13 protein-coding genes and 1 pseudogene are annotated in these 21,391 nt (G+C 73.2%); 9 read left to right on the forward strand and 5 right to left on the reverse strand.

All coding sequences use genetic code 11. The features are described 5' to 3' along the window. The first annotated feature begins 288 nt into the window (after positions 1-288). The 8 genes and pseudogenes from ABGA99_RS03140 (at position 289) to ABGA99_RS03175 (ending at position 11,837) form a co-directional block, all read left to right on the forward strand. The gene (locus ABGA99_RS03140) at positions 289-1,638 is read left to right on the forward strand and encodes an extracellular solute-binding protein (protein ID WP_347576853.1); all 1,350 of its coding nucleotides are present in this window, start codon (positions 289-291) and stop codon (positions 1,636-1,638) included. After that, positions 1,635-2,603, forward strand: coding sequence for a sugar ABC transporter permease (locus ABGA99_RS03145; protein WP_347576854.1), 969 nt, complete (start codon positions 1,635-1,637; stop codon positions 2,601-2,603). The genes ABGA99_RS03140 and ABGA99_RS03145 overlap by 4 nt, the downstream gene beginning before the upstream one ends. A gap of 14 nt (positions 2,604-2,617) precedes the next feature. Beyond that, a complete protein-coding gene (locus ABGA99_RS03150) occupies positions 2,618-3,430 on the forward strand; it encodes a carbohydrate ABC transporter permease (RefSeq protein WP_347576855.1) in 813 nt (270 codons plus the stop codon). A 102-nt stretch (positions 3,431-3,532) separates the two neighbouring features. After that, on the forward strand, positions 3,533-6,760 hold the full coding sequence (locus ABGA99_RS03155; protein ID WP_347576856.1) for an alpha-mannosidase: 3,228 nt from the start codon (positions 3,533-3,535) through the stop codon (positions 6,758-6,760). A 21-nt stretch (positions 6,761-6,781) separates the two neighbouring features. After that, on the forward strand, positions 6,782-8,494 hold the full coding sequence (locus ABGA99_RS03160) for a hypothetical protein (RefSeq protein WP_347576857.1): 1,713 nt from the start codon (positions 6,782-6,784) through the stop codon (positions 8,492-8,494). Next, positions 8,491-9,438 (forward strand): annotated as a pseudogene (locus ABGA99_RS03165) (ROK family protein); the annotation flags it as partial. The gene ABGA99_RS03160 and the pseudogene ABGA99_RS03165, both read left to right, overlap by 4 nt. A 425-nt stretch (positions 9,439-9,863) precedes the next feature. Further along, positions 9,864-10,931 carry a LacI family DNA-binding transcriptional regulator gene (locus ABGA99_RS03170; RefSeq protein ID WP_347576858.1) on the forward strand — a complete coding sequence of 356 codons (1,068 nt, stop codon included), beginning with the start codon at positions 9,864-9,866 and terminating at the stop codon, positions 10,929-10,931. A gap of 105 nt (positions 10,932-11,036) precedes the next feature. Beyond that, a complete protein-coding gene (locus ABGA99_RS03175; protein ID WP_347576859.1) occupies positions 11,037-11,837 on the forward strand; it encodes an IclR family transcriptional regulator in 801 nt (266 codons plus the stop codon). 139 nt (positions 11,838-11,976) lie between these two features. Here ABGA99_RS03175 and ABGA99_RS03180 read toward each other — a convergent pair whose 3' ends face one another. The 5 genes from ABGA99_RS03180 to ABGA99_RS03200 are packed head-to-tail and all read right to left on the reverse strand — an operon-like array spanning position 11,977 to position 18,575. Further along, positions 11,977-14,445: a TIM-barrel domain-containing protein gene (locus ABGA99_RS03180; RefSeq protein WP_347576860.1), complete on the reverse strand. Its 2,469-nt coding sequence runs from the start codon at positions 14,443-14,445 to the stop codon at positions 11,977-11,979. A 2-nt stretch (positions 14,446-14,447) separates the two neighbouring features. Then, entirely contained in the window at positions 14,448-15,746 is a 1,299-nt protein-coding gene (locus ABGA99_RS03185) for an extracellular solute-binding protein (RefSeq protein WP_347576861.1), read from the reverse strand. 59 nt (positions 15,747-15,805) lie between these two features. Next, positions 15,806-16,747, reverse strand: coding sequence for a carbohydrate ABC transporter permease (locus ABGA99_RS03190; RefSeq protein WP_347576862.1), 942 nt, complete (start codon positions 16,745-16,747; stop codon positions 15,806-15,808). After that, entirely contained in the window at positions 16,744-17,721 is a 978-nt protein-coding gene (locus ABGA99_RS03195) for a sugar ABC transporter permease (RefSeq protein ID WP_347576863.1), read from the reverse strand. Before ABGA99_RS03195 ends, ABGA99_RS03190 begins: the two co-directional genes overlap by 4 nt. Then, entirely contained in the window at positions 17,718-18,575 is an 858-nt protein-coding gene (locus ABGA99_RS03200; RefSeq protein WP_347576864.1) for an IclR family transcriptional regulator, read from the reverse strand. The genes ABGA99_RS03195 and ABGA99_RS03200 overlap by 4 nt, the downstream gene beginning before the upstream one ends. 262 nt (positions 18,576-18,837) lie before the next feature. Here ABGA99_RS03200 and ABGA99_RS03205 point away from each other — a divergent pair, with 262 nt between their 5' ends. Further along, on the forward strand, positions 18,838-21,369 hold the full coding sequence (locus ABGA99_RS03205) for a hypothetical protein (protein WP_347576865.1): 2,532 nt from the start codon (positions 18,838-18,840) through the stop codon (positions 21,367-21,369). Positions 21,370-21,391: the final 22 nt, after the last annotated feature.

The raw sequence follows: 21,391 nt of genomic DNA on the forward strand, positions 1-21,391 counted from the left end.
CGGCGCGTTCGCCGGGTGCCGGCGGCACGGGCCCGGGTGGCGTCGAGGTCGCAGGCCCGGCGGCCGGGTGCCGTCCTTGCGCAGAGGCGCGGCGACGGGCCTGCGACCCCGCTGTGCCAGAACTATACATTTCGGGCATTCTGCCGCAAGAAAGAGCGCGGCCCGACTTGTCAGGCCGTCTGCTGGAATTTCACTGCACGCCCATTGACGTCGGCCGCGGTCGGCCGTCAAGCTCCCTCCAGTGCGTGTTAACGATAACACGAGCACTGTGACCCAGGGAGCCGCCCGATGTCAGGTCGTCATCCGCCGATCCCCCCACCACCCGCCGACCCGAGCACGACCACCCCCCGTCGCAACCCCTTCGACCGCCGTACCCTGCTCCGTGTCTCCGCGGCCGGCGCGGCCGCCACCGCCACCGGCGGACTGGCCGCCGCCTGCGGCAGCGCCGCGGGCCAGGGGCCCGGCAAAGTCGCCATCCACGGCGACAACGCCACCTGGGAGGCGCCCCTGCAGGCCGCCGGCAAGGCGCTGGAGGCCACTGCCGGTTTGCAGCTCGTCCCCGAGGTCATCCCGTCACTGGAGTCCTTCGAGCAGATCGTCAAGTCCTCGCTCCGCACGAACAAGACCCCCGATCTGCTCAAGTACTGGTCCGGCTACCGGCTGCGCGACCTCGCGCGCACCGGCGGCATCGAGGACCTGTCCCGGCAGTGGGAGTCCGCCGAGTCCCAGGGCTGGGTCGACCCCTCGCTGCGCGAGGCGTTCACCTACGGCGACCGCGTCTACGGGCTGCCGATGAACCTCGCCTACTGGGTGATCTTCTACAACCCCGAGGTCTTCGCCGAGCACCGCCTCCAGAAGCCGGAGACGTGGGACGACTTCCTCACCGCCTGCACCCGGCTGAAGGACAACGGCATCACCCCGCTGCACGGCACCACGGCCGGCCGCTGGCCCGCGTTCATCTGGTTCCAGGAGATCCTGAGCCGTCAGGACCCCCAGTTCTACGACGACCTGATGAACGGGCGCGAGCGCTACACCGACCCGCGCGCCGAACGCGCGCTGCGCACGATCGCCGGCTTCTTCGACAAGAACTGGTTCACCAGCATGGACGTGGACCACAACGCCGCCGCCGCCGCGGTCGTCCACGGCGACATCGGGATGGTCGCCTGCGGCACGTGGCTGGGCGGCGTCTTCGCCGGTGCCGGCGCCAAGCCGGGCAAGACCGTCGACGCCTTCGTCCTGCCCATGGCCGACCCCGCAGCGCGCCCCTGCGTGATCTTCGAATCCAGCGCCTTCGCCGTCACGGTCAAGGGCCCGGACAAGGAAGAGGCGTTGAAAGCCGCCGGCGGCTGGCTGCACCCCGAGGTCGCCACCGCGTTCGCGCACGGCCTCTCCGACGGCAGCCCCAACCCGAAGGTCAAGCCCGCCAACGCGGTCATCGAAGGCGTCATCCGCCAGTCGAAGGACCTGTGGCTGCTCAACCGCTTCTGGGAACAGGGCCCGCCCGAACTCGTCGAGTCCACCGTGGACGACCTCGCGGGCATGCTCATCGACCCGCACTCGTACCGCGGCGGGCTGCGGACCATGCAGGAGCGCGCCGACGAGGCGTGGAAGGTGTGGCGGGAGGCGGAGAAGTCATGACCGACACCGTGGGCACGGCAGACGCCGCCAAGCCCGTACGCCTCCGCCGCCGCATACCCGTCCGCAGCCCGCACCAGGCCGCGAAGAACACCTCCGCCCGCCGCATGGGCGGCCCGTTCGCCGGCGTCCCCTGGGCGCTGCCCGCCCTCGCCCTCGTCGGCGTGCTGCTCGTTTATCCCTTCCTCCGCAGCATCTACGGCAGCTTCTTCGAGGACAACGGCTTCACCAGCAGCTTCACCGGCATCGACAACTACACGCGGCTCGCCGAGGACCCGATCTTCGGCCGCTCGCTGCTCAACACCTTCATGTGGGTCGCCGGCACCCTGCTGCTGCCCGTCGTCGCCGGCCTCGCCATCGCGGTGGCCACCCACCGGATGCGCCGCTTCGGCGGACTCGCCCAGCTCGTCATCGTGCTGCCGTTCGCGATCTCCGGCGCCGCCACCGCCTCGCTGTGGCGCTTCATGCTCACCACCGACGGCGCGGTCAACCAGGTGCTGCGCGGCGTCGGCCTCGACTCCTGGGCGCAGGGCTGGCTGCTGGAGTGGCCGCAGAACACCCTCTCGATGATCGTCGCCAGTACCTGGCAGGCCACCGGGCTGAACGTCGTCCTCTTCGCCATCGGCCTGCGCGCCATCCCGCGCGAGACGATCGAGGCCGCCGAGCTGGACGGCGCCACCGGCTGGCGGATGTTCCGCCACATCACGCTGCCGCAGTTGCGCGCCGTGACGGTCGTGGTCGTCGGCATGGCCATCGTCAACAGCCTCAAGGCGTTCGACATGATCTGGGTCCTCACCCAGGGCGGTCCCTCGCGCAGCTCCGAGACGCTGGCGCTGACCATGTACCGCGAGGCGTTCCGCCTCTTCCACGTCGGGTACGGATCCGCCGTCGCGCTCGTGCTCTCCGTGATCGTCGTCGCTTCCTCGTGGCTCTATCTGCGCCGCCAGATGCCCGGTGCCAAGGACTGAGAGGAGACACCGACATGGGACGCCACATGCGCAACCTCTTCGTCGCCGGCTGCGTGCTGCTCTGGCTGCTGCCGCTCTACATCCTGATCGTGAACTCGCTGACGCCGCCCGAGGAGTTCACCGGCTCGGTCGACTGGACCCCGCAGGGCTTCGCCATCTTCGACAACATCAGAGCCGCGTGGACCGACGCCGGCATCGGCGACGGCTTCGGCAGCTCCATGCTGTACGCCGTGGTGTGCGGAGGCGTGGCCGTGGTGGTCGCGGCGATGGCCGCGTTCGCCGTCATCGTGCTGCCGATACCCAGGCCCGCCCTGTGGTTCTGGGTGATCTTCTCCGGGACGCTGTTCCCGCTGCAGATGTTCCTGGCCCCGCTGTTCGGCATGTACGCCGACGCCAACCTCTACGACACCCGCCTGGGCCTGATGCTCGTCTACGCCGCCTGGGCCATCCCCTTCGCCTTCTTCCTCATCCGCAACCAGATGACGACGATGCCGCCGGAGATCACCGAGGCCGCGATGCTCGACGGGGCTTCCCTGCGCCGTATCTTCTGGCGCATCCACGTGCCCCTGATGCGCTCGGGGCTCGGCGCCGCGTTCATCTTCCAGTTCACCGCCGTCTGGAACGACCTGCTGTTCGGCATCACGCTCAGCCGCAGCCCCGAGGTCCAGCCGGTGATGGCCACCCTCAACTCCCTCACCCAGGCGTACAGCACCGCCGGGCCCCCGGTGGTCCTCGCCGGCGCGTTCATCGTCTCGCTGCCCACGCTGCTGGTCTTCCTGGTGTTCCGCGGCCTGTTCCTGCGCGGCATCACCGCATCCGCCCGCTGACCCACCCGCCCGCCGACCTATCCGCCCGCCGACCCCTGCCGGGCCCACGAACCCGCCCGCTTCACCGCCCGCATCGCCGCGGGAGAGTACGGAGACCACCGCATGACCACTCGGGCCCTCGTCAAGACCACCGACTGGGACAACGACCGCATCCGCGACAGCCTGCGCAGCAGCGTCGTCACCGCCGGGGGCAGCCTCGCCGGCACCGCCCTGCGCCTGACCCAGGAGCCGCTGCTCAAGCACGCCGAGGGCGGCGGGCTGCTGCAGAGCCTGCGCGTCGAGGCCACCGGCGGCGCCCTGCCGGACGGCTTCGCCGCCGGTCTCGTCGTACGCACCGAATCCGGCGCGGCGCTGCCCGCCGCGCCGGAACCGGGCCCCGGCGGGTCCGTACGGCTGCTGCTGCCCGCCGTCGACACCGCCCAGCGCGTCACCGTCGGCCTGGCTGCCGATGCCGGTGGCGGTGTCGCAGCCGACACCGGCATCGAGCTGACCCTCACCCCGCAGCGGCAGTGGACCCTGCACCTCGTCCACCACTCCCACCTCGACATCGGCTACACCGACCCCCAGGGCCGCGTCCTCGCCGAGCACCTGTCGTTCCTCGACTCCTGCCTGGAGCTGACCCGCGCCACCGACGACTGGCCCGCCGAGTCCCGGTTCCGCTGGTGCGTGGAGTCCCTGTGGTCCTTCCGGCAGTGGGCCGACGCCCGCCCCGCCGAGCAGGTCGAGGAGTTCGTGCGGCGCGTCCGGGAGGGCCGTATCGAGCTGACCGCCATGCCGTTCAACCTGCACACCGAGACCTGCTCCACCGACGAGCTGCACGAACTGCTGCGCCTCGCCGACGAGGTGCGCGACGAGCACGGCGTCGAGTTCACCTCCGCGATGCAGACCGACGTGCCCGGCGCCGTCGTCGGACTCGTCGACGCACTCGCCGCCGCGGGCGTCAGGTACCTGTCCGTGGCGCACAACTGGGCCGGCCGGTCCGTGCCCCACCTCGTCGGCGGCGAGAAGCTGCCCCGCCTCTTCCGCTGGCGCGCACCCAGCGGCAACAGCATCCTCGTCTGGGTCACCGACACCCCGCACGGCCTGGCCTACATGGAGGGCCCGCTGCTCGGCTTCGACACCGACTACGACAGCGTCGACGACCTGCTGCCCGCGTATCTGACGTCGCTGGCCAGCAACCCGTACCCGTACCGCGGCGGCATCTTCGGCTGGGCGATGGACCAGGCCGACGTCAAGCGCGAGCCGTACCCGTGGAACATCCTGCACCTGCGCGTGCAGGGCAAGTTCGGCGACAACGCACCGCCCCGGCGGATCATCGCCGACACCGTCCGCCGCTGGAACGAGACCTGGGCCTACCCGCAGCTCCGGCTCTCCCGCAACGAGGACTTCTTCACCGACGCCGAAGCCCGCCTCGGCGACGAGATCCGCACCTTCGAGGGCGACTGGACCGACTGGTGGGTCGACGGCGTCGGCTCCGGCGCCCGCCCGCTGTCCCTGGCCCGCACCGCACAGGCCACCGTCGCCGACGCGCAGACCCTCGGCACCTTCGCCGGCATCCTCGGCGCCGCCGGCGCCGCCGACGACAGCCGGGATTCCGCACCCGTCTACGAGGCCGTGTCCCTCTTCGACGAGCACACCTGGGGCGCCGGCGACCCCTGGACCCACGGCGACCACGGCGGCCACAGCGGCGAGGAGCAGTGGCACTGGAAGTACGGCCAGGCGCTGCGCGCGTACGACGACGGCAACTCCCTGCTCGACCGGGCCCGCGCCCGCCTCGGCCAGCGGCTCGCCGGTGCGCCCGACGCCGTGTCGTACCACGTCGTCAACACCTGCTCCTGGGCCCGCACCGACGTCGTACGGATCTTCCTGCCGGAGAGCAGCGTGCCGCTGGAGCAGCGCGTCGCCGTGCGCGACGCCCGCACCGGCGAGCGGCTGCGGCACGAGGAGCAGGCACAGGTCAACGACGACCACCGGGACGCGGGCCGGTTCCTGCTGGTGTGCGTCGCCGACGTGCCGCCCGCCGGCTCCGTCCGCCTCGACGTCGTCGCCGAGGGCGCCGAGGACGGGACGGCCGACGGCGAGGGCACCGTCCTGAAGGCCGCCACCGGCTGGAACCCCACCGGCGGCACCGAACAGGAGGACCCCGCCGAGACCGCGGCCGCCGCGCACGCCCAGGCCGACCCCACGCTGCTGGAGAACGAGCACCTCGCGGTCCGCGTCGACCTCGCCCGCGCCTGCATCGCCTCCCTCGTCGACAAGGCCACGGGACGCGAACTCGTCCGCGCTGACGCCGTCGCCGGCTTCAACGCCTACATCCACGACAGCTACACCACCGCCGGCGGCTTCAACCACAACTCCAGCCGCACCACCGGCTCCGAGCGCCTGGAGCACCTCGGCAACCGCTCCGTCGCGCCGCCCGCCGCGCTCATCGCGCGCAAGTCCACCGCCACCGGGGAGACCCTCACCTACGAGACCCGCCCGGCCGGCGCCAACCGGGTGCGGACGACACTGACGCTGCCCCACGGCGCCGCGCGCCTCGACATCGACAACCGCGTCGACAAGGACGCCACCCTCGGCAAGGAGAGCGCCTACTTCGCGTTCCCCTTCGACTTCGAGGCGCCCACCGTGCGCATGGAGGCCACCGGCGGCGCCACCGGCACCGGCCTGTCCGTCATCCCCGGCTCCGCGCAGCACATGCGGGCCGTACGCCGCTGGGTGACGCTCGCCGACGACGGGCTCGCGGTCGCCTGGGCCACCCAGGACGCGCCGCTGGTGCAGTTCGGGAACATCGCGCTGCCGTACGCTCCGTTCCCCAAGACGATGGGCCAGGACGAGTCCGCCACCGTCTTCTCCTGGATCCACAACAACCTGTGGGACACCAACTTCCCCAGCGAGCAGGGCTTCGAGTTCACCTTCCGCTACAGCCTGGCCTGCGGTCCGGGCGGCGCCACCCCGCACGGCGCTCTCGGCGCCCGCACCGCCGCGGGACTCAGCCGGCCGCTGCACGCCGTACGGGCCCGCGCCCCGCATGCCGGGGGCCCCGAGGCCACCGCCGGGCTGGCGTTCGCCGAGGTCGGCGACCCGCGGGTGCGGCTCGTCGGCGCCACCACCCCCGGCGGCGAAGCCGGCGAAGGCGCGGTGCTGCTGCGGCTGCAGTCCTTCGCCGAGGAGCCCGTGGCCTGCCCGGTACGCGCCCTCTTCCCCGTCACCGGGGCCGGGCTCGCCGACTACCTCGGCCGCCCGGGAGACGACCTGCCGGTACGGGACGGAGAGGTCACCGTCGACCTCCCCGCCCTCGGCACGACCGCGGTGCTCTTCCGGCGCCGCTGAACCACATCCGAAGGAGACTGCGTGTACCGGCTCGACCCGCGCTACGCACCCGCCCCGCCGGCCGTCCTCACCACCGGCTGGCGGGCCGTGGCGGCGGAACTCCCCCACGGCCCGGCGGTAGTGGCCGTCGAGGGACCCCCGTCCGCGGACTGGGACGCCCTCGCCGGCCGGCTCCGGCGCGAGCTCACCGCCCGCGGCACCCCCGTGGCCCTCCTCGACGTACGGCGCCACTACGCGCCCGCCGACGAGGTCAGGCGCCGCACCGAGCGGCCCGAGGACACCGCCGACCCGCACTACTGCAAGCTCGCCGAGAACCCCCTCGGCGACCTCTTCGACACCCCGCCCGCGGCGCGCCGCCCCGACGCCGGGCTGCTGATCGTCTACGGCCCCGGCGCCGCCGTCGTACCGCACGACCTGCTCTGGTACGCCGACGTGCCCAAGCGCTACGCCGAGGCCGCCGTCACCGCCGGCACCACCGGCGCCAACCTGGGCCTGCCCGGTGAAGCACCCGCCCACCGGCGGCTGTTCTACGTCGACTGGCCCATGCTCGACCGCCACCGCGACGCGCTGGCCGGCCGCATCGACGGCTGGCTCGACGTCCAGGACCCCGACCACCCCGCCCACCTCGACGGCGACGGGCTGCGCGACACCCTCGCCGCGCTCGCCCGCCGGCCCGTACGCACCCGGCCCTACTTCAACTCGACCCCCTGGGGCGGCCACTGGGCCCAGCGCGAGCTGGGCTTCGCCCCCGACGCACCCAACACCGCCCTCGGCTACGAGCTGATCGCCCCCGAGGCCGGCATCCTGATCGGCACCGGGCCGGACGCGCAGGCCGAGGTGCCGTTCCAGCTCATGTGCGTCCTCGCCCCCGAGGACGTCCTCGGGGCCGAGGTGCACGCGCGCTTCGGCACCTCCTTCCCGATCCGCTTCGACTACCTCGACACCGTCGACGGCGGCAACCTCTCGCTGCACTGCCACCCGCGCGACGCGTACATGCGTGAGCGGTTCGGCTGGTCGTACACCCAGCACGAGACGTACTACATGACGCTCGGCAGCGCCGGGACGAAGGTGTACCTCGGGCTGCGCGAGGACGCCGACACCGGGCAGTTCCGCAAGGAGATCGAGAAGGCGATCACCGACGGGGTGCCCATGGACCCCGAGGACCACGTGCTGGCCTTCCCGGGCGAGCGGGGGCAGTTGTTCATGATCCCCGCCGGCACGCCGCACGCCAGCGGCGCCGGCAACCTCGTCCTGGAGATCAGCGCCACGCCGTACCTCTACAGCCTCCGCTTCTACGACTGGCTGCGGCCCGGCGCCGACGGCAGGCCGCGGCCCATGCCGTACGAACACGGGCTGGCGAACCTCGACACCGCACGGCGCGGCGAGGCCGTGGCCCAGGAGCTGGTGCAGGACCCGCGCGAGCTGCGTTCGGGACCCGGCTGGCGCGAGGACCTGCTCGGTGCGCTCGACGAGATGTTCTACGAAGTCAGGAGGTACACGCTGGACGAAGGCGCCGAGGCCGGCGACGACACCGAGGGCCGCTTCCACGTCCTCAACGTGGCCGAGGGTGCGGGCGTCACCGTGCACACCGCGGCCGGCGACATCCACGAGCTGTCGTACGCCGAGACGCTGACCGTGCCCGCCGCGGTCGGCGGCTACCGGCTGGTGGCCACCGCGGGCGGCGGGCCCGTGCGGGTCGTCAAGGCCCTCGTCAGGAAGGCCGCCGAACGTTGATCCCCGTCCTGGAGATCGGCGGCACGCACGTCACCGCCGCGCTGGTCTCCCCGCGGACCGCCGCCGTCGCCACCCGCGTGCGGCGTCCGCTGGACGCGCGGGCCCGCGCCGAGGACATCCTCGGCGCGGTCCTGCGCTGCGCGCGCGCCCTGCCGGCGACGCCGGCGGGCGCGCGGTGGGGGGTGGCGGTGCCGGGTCCCTTCGACTACGCGACGGGCGTCGCGCTCTTCGCGGACGTCGGCAAGTTCGAGTCGCTGTACGGGGTGGACGTGCGCGCGGCGCTGCTCGACGGGTTGCCGGGGAGCCCGTCGGGCGTCGCCTTCCGCAACGACGCGCACGCCTTCCTCGCCGGCGAGTGGGCCGCGGGCGCCGCCCGCGGCCACACCCGCGCGGTGGGCGTCACCCTGGGCACGGGCGTCGGCTCGGCGTTCCTCGCCGACGGGACGCTGCACACGACGGGCCCCGGGCTGCCGCCGGAGGGCCGGATGGACCTGGCAAGGATCGACGGCAGACCGTTGGAGGAGGTGGTCTCGCGCCGGGCGATCCTCGCCCGGTACGGGGCCGCCGCGGGCGCCTCCGGCGGGTCGCGGCCCGCGGGAACCGGAGACGGGACGGGACCGGGCTCCGGAAGAGGGCCGGGCGCCACGGGCGGACCCGGAAGGGCGGGGACCTACGGCGGCCCGGAGGGTGCGGACGGCGCGATCGCCCCCGTCGGCGCGGACGTCGCCGTCGACGTACGCGAGATCGCGGAGCGGGCGCGGGCGGGGGAGGTGCGTGCGCGCCGGGTGCTCGACGCGGCGTTCGGCGCGCTCGGCGCCGAACTGGGCCCGCGGCTCGCCGCGTTCGGCGCCACGGCGCTGGTCGTCGGCGGGTCGATGGCGGAGTCCTGGGACCTGGTCGCCCCACCCCTGGCCGCGGCCCTCGCGGCGGGCGGCTGGCCGCCGGCCGCGGAGGACGCGGTGGGCAACGCGGCCGCCGCGCCGCGGCGCGGCACGCGAGCCGGCGGGGACCCGGGCCCGGCGGGCCGGGACGGCCCGTCGCGGCCCGGGAGGCCGGACGGACGCGACCGCCCGGCAGAACCCGGCCACCCGGCAGAACCCGGCCACCCGGCGGAACCCGGCCACTCGTCGCGAGCCGTCCGGCCGGCAGGACAGGACCACTTCGCGCAATCCGTCCGTGCGGCCGGAAGCCGGCCGCGAGGTGGCGAGCCCGACGGCGCGCCGGAGACGGGCCGCACGCCCGCCGAGCCCGGTCCCCCGACTCCACCGGCCCCCGCCGGCCCGCCCCCGGGCACTCGCCGGCTGCTACGTGCCCTCCTCGGCGAGGACGCCGGGCTGATCGGGGCCGCCGCCGCCGTCGGGGGTGCCGGGTGACGCCCGGGGCCGGCGGCGGGGCGGCGCCGCGGGACGCGCAGCCCACGCTGCGGGACGTCGCGGAGCGCGCCGCCGTCAGCGCCATGACCGTCTCGCGGGTGCTGCGCGACGACCCCAAGGTCCTGCCCGCCACCGCCGCCCGGGTCCGGGCCGCCGTCGCCGAACTCGGCTACCGGCGCAACGAGGTCGCCCGCAGCCTCCGCCTCGGCAGCGGCACGGGGCTCGTCGGCCTCGTCGTCACCAACCTGGCCAATCCCTTCTACTCCCGCCTCGCCCTCGGCGTCGACGCCGTCGTCGCCCAGCAGGGCCTGAAGGCCGTCATCGGCAACACCGGCCAGGACCCCGACACCGAACGCAGCCTCGTCGAAGACCTCGTCGCCCGCCGCGTCGACGGCATCGTCGCCGTCCCCGCCGGCGGCGACCAGCGGCACCTGGCCGCCGCCGCGGCCGAGGGCGTGCCCGTGGTGCTGGCGAGCCGGCCGCCCGTCGGGTTCGCCGCCGACCACGTCCTCGTCGACGACTACGGCGGCGCCCGCGCGGCGACCGAGCGACTGCTCGCCGCCGGGCACCGCCGCATCGGCTTTCTCGGCTCCCCGCCCGCCGTCTACACCGGCACCGAACGACTCCGCGGCTACGCCGCCGCCCTCGCCGCCGCCGGACTGCCCGCCGACGGCACGTACATACGGCAAGGCCAGCAGCAGACCGCGGAGGCCGCCCGCGCCGCCGCCGCCCTGCTCGCCCTGCCCGAGCCGCCGACCGCGCTGTTCTGCTCCAACAACCGCAACACCATCGGTGCCTTCCGCGCCATCCGCGAGGCCGGCACCGCCACCGCGCTGGCCGGCTTCGACGACTTCGAGATGGCCGACGCCCTCGGACTGCCGCTCACCCTCGTCGCGTACGACACCGATGAACTGGGCCGCGAGGCCGGCCGCCTGCTCCTCGCCCGCCTCGGCGAACGCGCCGCCGCCGGCGCCGGCCCTCGCGTGGACACCGCACCGGCGCCGCCCGAGCGCCGGACCATGGTCCCGACGACCCTCGTCTCCTACGGCACCCCCGACCCGTAACGGGTTCCGCGCACCCGACCCCTCTCATCCATGTAACATCCGCTATCTGGATGAGCCATCTTCCCGCCAGGGGAACGGGGGCCGGGACCGGGAGCGGAGGTCGCGATGGCGGCAACGGGAGGCACCGCGTCGGGCACGCAGAGCGTGGAGCGCGCCCTGTCACTGCTGTCGTACTTCACCGACGAGCAGCCGGAACGCCGCATCGCCGAGCTGGTCGAGCTGAGCGGGCTCGGCCAGTCCACCGTCTCCCGGCTGGTGGCCGCCCTGGAGTCGCTGGGCTATCTCGTCCGCGACGAGCGCAGCGGCCTGCACCGCATCGGCCCCAAGGTCGTCGAGCTCGCCGGCGTCGCCCTCAACCAGTCCGCCGTCCACCGCGCCGCCCGCCAGGTCGCCCAGAACCTCGCCCACGAACTCGGCCTCGGCGCCAACGTCGCCGAACGCCACGGCGACCGCATGTTCTACCTCTGCCACTTCGAAGGCCCCCTCGCCCCGCGGACCTTCACCCTCACCGGCCGCTCCGCCCCGCTGCACGCCACCGCCATGGGCAAGGCACTGCTCTCCGGGCTCGCGGAGGACGAGGTCCGCGACCTCATGGGCCCCGACTACCCCGCCTACACCCGCAGGACCCTCACCGATCTGCCGGGCCTGCTCGACGCGCTGGCCGAGACCCGCGCCCGCGGCTACGCCACCGAGGTCGAGGAGCTGGCCTTCGGCCGCGCCTGCCTCGCCGCACCCGTGCGCGACCGCTCCGGCGCGGTCGTCGCCGCGCTGTCCGTCTCCGGCTCGCTGTCCGCGATGGACCTGACGGCCCGCCAGGACACCCTCGCCGCCAGGACCGTCGAGTACGCCGACCAGATCTCCACCGGCCTCGGCTACCTGGCCCACGCCCGCCCCGCCGCGCTCTGAAAGCCGCCCGGCCGTACGTCCGTTCCGCACCGCCGGAGACGAGTGAGCCCGGTCCCGGGGTGCGGGCCTCGGGACCGGGCTCCGGCGGGCGTCGGCCGAACCCTCGACGGCGACGACCGCCCGCTTCACCCGCGGACGCTCAGGACCTCCCGCCCACCAGCCGGTAGTCGTGGCCCGCGCGCAGCGGGAACTCGACCGCCCCGGTGACCGGGTCCACGGAGAAGTCGACCGCCCGGCCGGTGGTCGTGTCCAGCACCCTCAGCGACTTCGCGTGCCAGCCCGCGTTCGCGTTCACGATCCGGGACGTGCGCTCCCCGTCACCGTAGCTGTACACCGAATCCCGCGTCACCGGGAATACCTGTGCCTGAAGCCGGGCCGAGGAACCCGCCTCCACGCGGCGCACCAGCACGCCCTTCCCGCCGACGAACGCCGGCACGTCGCCCCGGGCCACCTCGTGGTCCGCGAGCGTCACCGGGCCCTCGTGCCGCTCACCGGTGTTGACGTCGATCCACGTCCCCGCCGGCAGGTACACGTCCCGCCCGGTCGCCGTCGCGAAGTCCGCACCCCACACCGGCGCGGCGAGCAGCGACTCGCCGAGCATCCACTCGTACCGCCGGGTCGACTCGTCGACCAGGGTGTACGTCCGCTCGTCGGCCGGATACGCCAGGTGCAGCGGCGTCATCGCGTACGGAAAGCCGGACGCGTGGCCGTCGAGGACGGCGTCGTAGATGTACGGATGGAGCGCGTCGTGCCACAGCGCCAGCTTCTTGGCGTCCGCGGCCACGTCGTCGCCGAACCGCCACGGCCCCTGGCCGAAGCCGAGCACCGGGGTGAGCGCGTTGAACTGCACATTACGGGCGAAGTACGCGCGGTACGCCGGGTCGGTCGGCTCCGCCTTGCCCGGGGTGCCGCCGACGAAGTCCGGATAGAGGTTGCCGTAGCCGCTGGCCGCGATGTTCAGCAGGTTCACCGGCATCCGGTCGGGGTCCTCGTGGTACACCGCGCCCGTGCCGTAGATCGTGTCGTTGATCCGGGCCCAGTCGCCGGGCAGCGAATAGGCGGTGTTGCGCACCATCACCGCGTCCCCGGCGTCGTGCAGCGCCTTCAGCAGCGCGTTCCAGTTGCCGTCGCGCCACAGGTCGGGGCTGTAGAGCATGGTGTCCTCCTTCCAGCCGTCCACGCCCCACTTGCGGGTCTGCGCCACGTACCAGTCGACCGCCTGCGGATTCCGGCCGTCCAGCACGTACGACGCGCCGGAGGGGAACTGCGCCCTGGTGACCTTCACCGGCTCGCCGTCCGCGTCGGCGAGCAGATATCCGCGGCTCCTGGCCTCCTCCATGAACCCGGCGTCGGTGACCGGGTTGTGGTTGCCGCCGTCGTCCTTCGCGGCCTTGAAGTTGTTGCGCGCGCCGAGGAGGAGCGCCACGTCATTGCTCGCGAAGAGCCGCTTCAGCGCTTCCGGGTCCGGGTAGCGGGGGTTGGGCAGGTCGTCGTCGCGGCCCTCCTCGGCGGTGTCGTCCCACATCCCGAAGGAGTTCGTGGTGCCCTCCGCCGGATTGCCGCGCTCACCCGGCCAGAAGCCGGATCCGACCACGCCCCACCCCAGCGGGTAGCCGTGGTCGAGGAAGTCGCGCACCGTGGTCTCCACCGACGACTGGTACGTGTTCCAGCCCAGCGCCCCGTACGCCTCCCAGCCCAGTTCGAACATCCGCGGCCGCGGCCGGACGTCCGCGTAGCCGGCGGCGTGCCGGGCACGGCGGTAGTCGGCGTAGAGCTGCTTGACGTCCGTGCCGAGGAAGTAGTGCAGTCCGTCGACGCCGTCGGCGCCGGCCACTCCCAGCCGGTTCTCCGTCCCGGTCAGACCGACGCGCTTTTGCCCCTCGGCGAACAGCACTTCGGCGAAGCTCTGCCGGGGAAAGACCGCGAAGGTGGAGACGAAGCGCTTGCAGGAGCCCTGGTTGGTGACGTTGTCCAGGACCAGCCCGGTCAGCTCCGCCCGCGGGCGCGCCTCCACCTTGCCGCTGCACGGCGTGCCGGTCTCCGGCCGGCCGTCCCCGAACGAGCCGTGGTCGCCGAGCCCGTACGCCGGGCCGACGTGCCCCGTGCGCAGGTCGACGGTGCTCGACGCGGGCACCCCGGTCACCGCCACGCCCACCGAGCGGGCCTGCGGACGCAGCACGACGCGCACCGTGTCGCCGTCGGCGAGCCGCACGTCCAGCACCGCCGCCGACCGGCCCGCCGTGACGAGCCGGGCGGACTCCGCGTCCGCGAACTCCGCCTCCCCAGGGCTCTTCACCCGCAGCCCGGACGCGGCGTGCGGCGGCGCCACGGCCGTGCCGTCGCGCCGCTCGAAGCCGTAGCGGAAGCCGTCCTGCGCGATCGTCATCCGGTACGTCGCGCCCATGACGACCAGGTCGCGCCCCCGCTCGGTGACGCGGTACCCCACCGGGCTTCCGGCGGAACCCGCCACCCCGGGGACCCCGGCCCCCCGCTCCGCGGGCGCCGGCTGCGCGGCCTGCGCGGGCGGCAGCAGCGCCGGGAGCAGCGCGAGCGGCAGCACCGGCAGCAGCGTACGGCGCACCGCACGCGCTCTGGCACCTCTGCGCACGCTCACTCCTCGATCAGGCGGGCGACGTCGTCACCGGCCGTCCTCATCGCGTCCTTCGCCGAGGAGTCGCCCACCAGCACCGCCTGCACCTGCTTGGCCACCGCCTCCTCGATCTGCGCGTTGTTCGCGTACGTCCAGAACGGCCCCGGCGTCGCCGTCGCGGTGATCTTCTCCGTCCACTCCGCGGTGAACGTGTCCGACGCCACCTCGGGGGCCGCAAGCCCCTCCGCCGTCGTCGGCGGCAGCGCCAGCTTCCCGAAGTAGTCGACGACCGTGGCCTGGTCGGACGTGGTGTGCACGGCGAAGTCCGTCGCCGCGGCGGAGCCCTCGCCCTTCGTCACCACGAGGACGTGCCCCCACAGCAGCGCCTGGGGGTCGTCCCCCTTCTTCAGCACCGGCCGCGGCACCGCGACCATCGCCTCCGCGAGCGACTCGTCCGCCGCCTCCGCCAGCGTCGCGCCCTTGCCGACCAGCGCGTCGTCGTAGAAGCCGACCTTGCCCTGCGCGAACAGCGCGCGGGCGTCGAACCGGTCCACCGCCTTGGCGATCAGCTTCTCGTCGTAGAGCTTCTTGAACCACTCCACGGCGTCCACCGAGGCGTCGTCGCCGATCGCGACCTCGCCGTCCGCCATGATCGGGCAGCCGAAGGTCTGCATCCACGGGAAGATGTCCTTGAGCTGTTCCACCTTCGTCGCCGCCGCGTACGGCGTCACCCCACCGCCCAGGTCCTTCAGCGCCCGCAGCGCGTCCTCGAACTCCGAGATCGTGCCCGGCAGCCGGCGGATCCCGGCCTCGTCCAGCAACGTCCGGTTGCCGATCAGTCCGATGGAGCCCGTCGTCCACGGCAGCCCGTACTGCACCCCCTCGTACTGCCCGCTCTTCAGCGCCACGTCCGTGTAACCCGCGCCGGCCGCCGCGTCCCCCAGGTCCAGCAGGGTGCCCATCTGCGCCACCGCCGCCAGCCACGCGATGTCCAACTGCACCGCGCCGCTGATCTCCCCGCTGCTCAGCTTCAGCGTCAACTGCTTCAGGTACTCGTTGTACGGATACTCCGTCGTGGAGACCTCCACCTTGCCGGCCTTCTCCCAGGCCGTGATGATCCCCTCCACGACGGGCTTGCTGGCCTCCTCGTTGAGCGCCCAGGAGGTGAAGCCGAACTTCTTGGCGTCGGCGTCGCCGCCGTCGCCCGAGCCGCCCCCGGAGGGGGCGCAGGCGGCCAGGGCGCCGGGCACGGCGAGCCCGAGGGTGCCCAGGCCCAGCAATCTGAGGGTGTCTCGGCGGGGAAGTGCGTGGCGGGACATGCCGACTCCTTGAAGGTTGGGAAGCGTGGCGCGATAGGGGACGGGCGTGGCGGCGCCGGTCAGCTCTTGACGGCTCCGGCGGTCAGTCCGCCGACGAGGTACCGCTGCAGGAACATGAACGCGACGACCACCGGCACCGAGACGATCAGCGACGCCGCCATCAGCGCCGGCCAGGCCGTCTGGAACTCGCCGATGTAGGTGTTCACCAGGCCCGGCGGCAGCGTCATCGTGTCGTCGCCCGACAGCGTCAGCGCGAAGATGAAGTCGTTCCAGCCGCGGACGAACGCGAACAGCCCGGCCGCGATCATCCCCGGCGCCGCCAGCGGCGCGACGATGCTGTGCAGGGTGCGCCAGCGGGACGCGCCGTCGATGGCCGCGGCCTCCAGCAGAGCGTCCGGGACCGTGTCGAAGATGCCCTTCAGCATCCACACGCACAGCGGCATGGTGAAGGTGGTGAAGGACAGGATCAGCGCCGTGTACGTGCCGAGCAGGTCGAACTGGCGGAACACCGCGTACAGCGTGATCAGCAGCAGCGCCTGCGGGAACATCTGCGAGGCGAGCACGAAGTTCATCAGCGACTTGCGGCCGCGGTAGCGGAACTTGGAGAACGAGTAGCCCATGTACGTGGAGACCACCACGCTCAGCAGCGCGGTGAGACCGGCCACGATCATGCTGTTGACCATGTAGTCGAAGAGCTTGTCGTTCTCCGCGAACGCCCGGAAGTGCGCGAAGGTGATCTCGGTGGGGAAGAACCGCGGCGGGAAGCGGAACGCCTGCCCCGGCGGGCTGAGCGCGGTGACCAGCATCCAGTACATCGGCAGCAGGCCGAACAGCCCGATGACGCCGACCGCGGCCCACGCGGCGACGGAGGAGCGGACCTGGTCGGGGCGGCGGCGCGGGCGTCGGCCGCGGGGGCGGCCGCCGTCGGTGGACCCGGGGCCGCCGGCGGGCGGGGCCTTGGGGGACGCGCCGTCGGCGGCGGTGGACTGGGCGGTGGTCACGAGTGCTTGTCCTCCCGTTCGGAGGTCTTGAGGTACACCCCGACGAGGACCAGGAGCAGCAGCATCCACAACCCGCCGAGCGCGGCCGCGTGGCCGAGGTCGAAGCCCTTGAAGGCGTCCTGGTAGACGGCGACCGCGAAGGTCTCCGTGGCCCCGGCGGGCCCGCCGCCGGTGAGGACGTAGATGGTGTCGAAGTGCTGGAAGTTCCAGATGAACTCCAGCAGGAGCACGATGGCGGCCACACCCCGTACCCCCGGCCAGGTGACGGCGCGGAACCGGCGCACGGCCCCCGCTCCGTCCACGGCCGCCGCCTCGTGCAGCTCGCGCGGCACGGTCTGCAGACCGGCCAGCATCATCACCATCATCCACGGGAAGCTCGCCCAGGTCTTGGTGACGATCACCGCGACCATCGCCGTCGTCGGCTCGCCGAGCCACGACACGCTCTCGTCGATGAAGCCCAGCTCCAGCAACGCACCGTTGAGAACCCCGTAGTTCGCATTGAAGATCCACATCCAGAGGAAGGACACCACGACACCGGGGATCACCCAGGGGAAGAGGAAGAGACCGCGCAGGAACCCGCTGCCCTTCAGCCCGGTGTTGAGCGCCAGCGCGAGCGCGAATCCGACGGCGAACGGCGCGAGGGTGGCGCCGACGGTGAAGACGAGGGTGTTCTCCAGCACCGGCCAGAAGTCGCGGTCGAGCACGTCGGCGTAGTTGTCCAGGCCGACGAACGTACGCCCCGGCAGCCGGAGATCCTGGTCGAAGAAGCCGGTCACGAGGGAGGCGACGAGCGGGTAGAAGACGATCGCCGCGAAGAGCGCCAGGCCCGGCACAGTGAGGAGGAAGGCGAAGGCGCCGTTCGACAGGCGCTGCCCCTCGTGCTTGGACGGCCTGCGGGCGCGGGCCGGCGCGGGGGAGGCGACGGGCGGCACCGGGGCCGCCTGCTTCGGCGAGGCGGACGGGGGCGGCGTCACGGCCGGCTCCTCTCGGGCTCGCTCGGGTGGCCCTGCCCGTTCCCGGGTCCGCGGCCGGTACGGGTGGGCGGCGCGGCGCGCGGGCCGACGTAACCGAGGCCGACGCTCACGGAGTCGGCGGCCTCGACCGCGGCGCGGGACAGCTCCTCCTCGCGCCGGTCGAGCGCGACGGTGGACAGCGGCCCGGAGATGGAGATGGCCGCGACGATGTCGCCGGAGCGGTCCCGGATCGGCGCGGCCACGCAGGAGCGGCCGTGCGCCAGCTCCTCGACCTCGGTGGCGTAGCCGCGGCGGGCGACGGCCTCCAGCTCGGCGTCGAGCGCGGCGTGCGAGGTGAGGGTGGCCTGCGTGTAGCCCGGCAGTCCGTCCTCGGGGAGCAGCTCGCGGCGGCGCTGCGGAGCCAGGCCCAGCAGCAGGCACTTGCCGAGCCCGGTGGCGTGCAGCGGCTTGCGCTGGCCGGTGAGCACGGTGGACCTCGGGGCCAGCCTGCCTTCGAAGTTGAGCAGGTAGAACAGCGCGGCGCCGTGCCGGATGGCGACGTTGGCGCCGAGGCCGAGCCGGGCGGCGAGCTCCTGCGCGAGCTGGCGTGCCTCGCGGTGGACGGGGTGGTGGTTGACGGCGACGCCGCCGAGGGTGATGGGGGCGGTGCCCAGGCGGTACAGGCCGCTGACGGCGTCACGTTCGACGTAGTCCAGCGACTCCAGGGTGGCCAGCAGCCGGGAGGTGGTCGAGGTGCCGAGGCCGGTGATGCGTACGACGTCGGAGACCCGCAGCTCCGGGTGACCGTTCTGGAAGACCGCGAGCACGGCCACCGCGCGCTCCACGCTCTGATTGTTGCCCTGATCCGATGCCATCCGCGACTCCAGTGAATCTGCTTTGCAACATGCGGGATCGTTGCCCACATATTGCGACGGCGTCAACCCTTGTGGCGGAGCTTCTGCAGTAACGGGCTGCATCCGGGCCGCTGATGACGTCCGGTTTTCTCGTGCGGCGGGGGTTGACGGCCGTGCAGCATGTGGACACTCTTCCTGCATTACGGATGTCAGTTGCATTGTGGGGAGCGTGTCATCGATGCCCAGCCGCCGGAGCTTCGTGAAGGCCGCGGGAGTCACCGCCGTGGCAACGTCAGCCCAGGCAGGCGCGGTTGCCGCCGCCGCGGGAGACCGGGACGCGGGCCCGGACACCCTGCACCTCGACGGTGACCGCGTCCGCCTCACCTGGGGCCGCACCGACGCCGGCTGGCGCGCCGTCCGGGTAGGCGTCCGCACCGGCCGCGGCTGGCGCGAACTCCCGGGCGCCCTCGGCGAGTACGGCCTCACCCACCACGCGGGCGCCGAACCGCCCGACGCCCAGCAGGTCCGCCGCGAGGAGGCCGGCACCCACCACGCCTTCCTCCCCGCGGAAGCCGCCGTCGAGGGCACGTCCCGGAGCAAGGCGGTCGTCTTCCGCCACACCCACCCCCTCGGCACCCTCGAAGCCCGCTGGCGCATCGACGGCCGCCACCCCCACGACGTCCGCGTCACCCTCACCTGGACCGCCGCCCAGGACGGCTGGGTCAGCCTGCGCACCCCCACCCTGTGCGCCCTGCCCGAGCAGGCCCTCGCCTTCGGCTGCGTCCCCGGCGGCTGGTACGGCCACGAGACCAACCCCGACCTGCGCATGGCCGCCGAGTACGGCCACGGACTGCCCGCCGTCCCGCACCTCTTCTACGACGACCTCGCCACCACCCTCGCCCCGGTCCTCAGCACCACGGACGGGCTCACCCTCGCCGCCGTCGCCGAACCCGGCATGGCCCGCGACCCGTACGCCGCCGACCGCGTCACCCACCGCGACGTACGCCTGGCCCTGTCCACCCGCGACCCCGCCGGCCGCCTCACCCCGCACCTGGCGAGGCCCATCCTCGGCCGCGCCGACTCCCGCTGCACCGCGGGCGACCGACGGGTCCTCGACTTCCGCTTCACCCTCACCGACGCCGACTGGTTCGAGGCGCTGCGGCACGCCGCCACCGACGTCTACGGCTTCGGCCGCTACCTCGAACTCGCCGCCAACAAGCACGCCCTGACCGAGCGCCTCGCCCGCATCCAGGCCACCTACATCGCCGACCCCGTGCTGTCCCAGTGGCTCACCGACGAGTACGAGGGCACCACCATCGGCGCCCAGAAGTACAACGGCTTCGTCCAGGGCGCCGACAAAGACGCGATGAAGAACTCCGACATCGGTGCCATGTGGGGCCTTGCCGCCGCCACCTCCGACGCCCTGCTGGAGCGCGACCGGCTGCCGTACGTACGCAGCTTCAAGCTCGCCCAGCAGCAGACCGCCGCCGGCCACTACCGTGGGGCGCTCAAGGGCCAGTACTACCTCTTCAAGTCGGACCGCTTCGTCGAGGAGGGCAACCCCGACGCCGACATCGCGGACTACGTCGAGCCGCTGGCCACCGCGTACTACGTCATCACCGACCTCGCGCACATCCTGCTCTTCCAGCCCGGCGACGCCGAGTTGAAGGGCCGCATCCGGCTCGCCGCCGACCACCTCGCCGACGCCCAGAAGCCCGACGGCTCCTGGGAGGTCGCCACCGACAAGGAGCCGCCGTACGCGGTCACCTACCCGCACCTGACCGAGGACCTGCGGCCCACCTGGTACGGACTGCTCGTGGCCCACCACGCCCTCGGCGACCGGCGCTACCTCGACGGCGCCGTGCGCGGCGCCGACTGGTACGTGACGCACGCCGTCGAGCGCGCCCGCTACCTCGGCTCCACCGGCGACTCCGGCTTCCGCATGGACCTCTCCCTCTCCCAGGGCATCCAGGGCCTGCTCGACCTCGCGGACGCCACCGGCGAGCGCCGTTACCGCGACGCGGCCATCGAGGTCGCCCGCCTCCACACCACCTGGATCTACACCCACCCCGCCCCGTCCACCGAGCCGCGCACCCGGGCCGGCGCCACCTACGAGGCGTGGCAGCTCACCCAACTCGGCCTGCAGAAGGAACAGAACGCCAGCGCCCCCGGCAACGGCCCCATCCTGCTCTCCAGCTTCGCCGGCACCTATCTGCGCATCCACCGGCTGACCGGCGACCCGCTCTTCCGCGACATGGCCCGCGCCGCCGCGCTCGGCCGCGACGCCTTCGTCGCCGAGGCGCCGGGCGTGCACTCGTACTACTGGGTGAGCTTCACCGGCGGCATCGGCTCCTTCCCGCACCACGCCTGGTGGCAGATCGGCTGGATCCTGGACTACCTGCTGGAGGAGGTACGCACCCGCACCGGCGACCGGATCAGCTTCCCCCGCGGCTACTTCACGCCCAAGGTCGGCGGCCAGCTCACCTACGGGTTCGCGCCCGGCCGGGTCCACGGCACCCCCGCGACCCTGCGCATCCCGCCGCGGCTGCTGACCGCCGACACCCCGCACGCCGAGACCCTCGGCGCGCTGGCCACCTCCGGCGACCGGCTCTTCGCGCTGGTGCTGAACAGCAGCGCCCGGCCGCTGACCGCCACCGTGACCGTGGACCCGGCGCTGGCGCACCCGGACGGGCCGCGCACCGTCACCGGCATCAGCGCCGTCTCCGGCCGCCTCACCGCCGCCGATGCGCCGCGCTTCACCGTGGCGCTGAAGCCCCACGGCATCGCGGTCGTCGCGCTCGACCTCGCCGAGTAGCCCGTACGCCGACGCGACCGGA

Origin of the sequence: Streptomyces sp. B5E4 (assembly GCF_039871555.1) — a bacterium.
Lineage (GTDB): Bacteria > Actinomycetota > Actinomycetes > Streptomycetales > Streptomycetaceae > Streptomyces.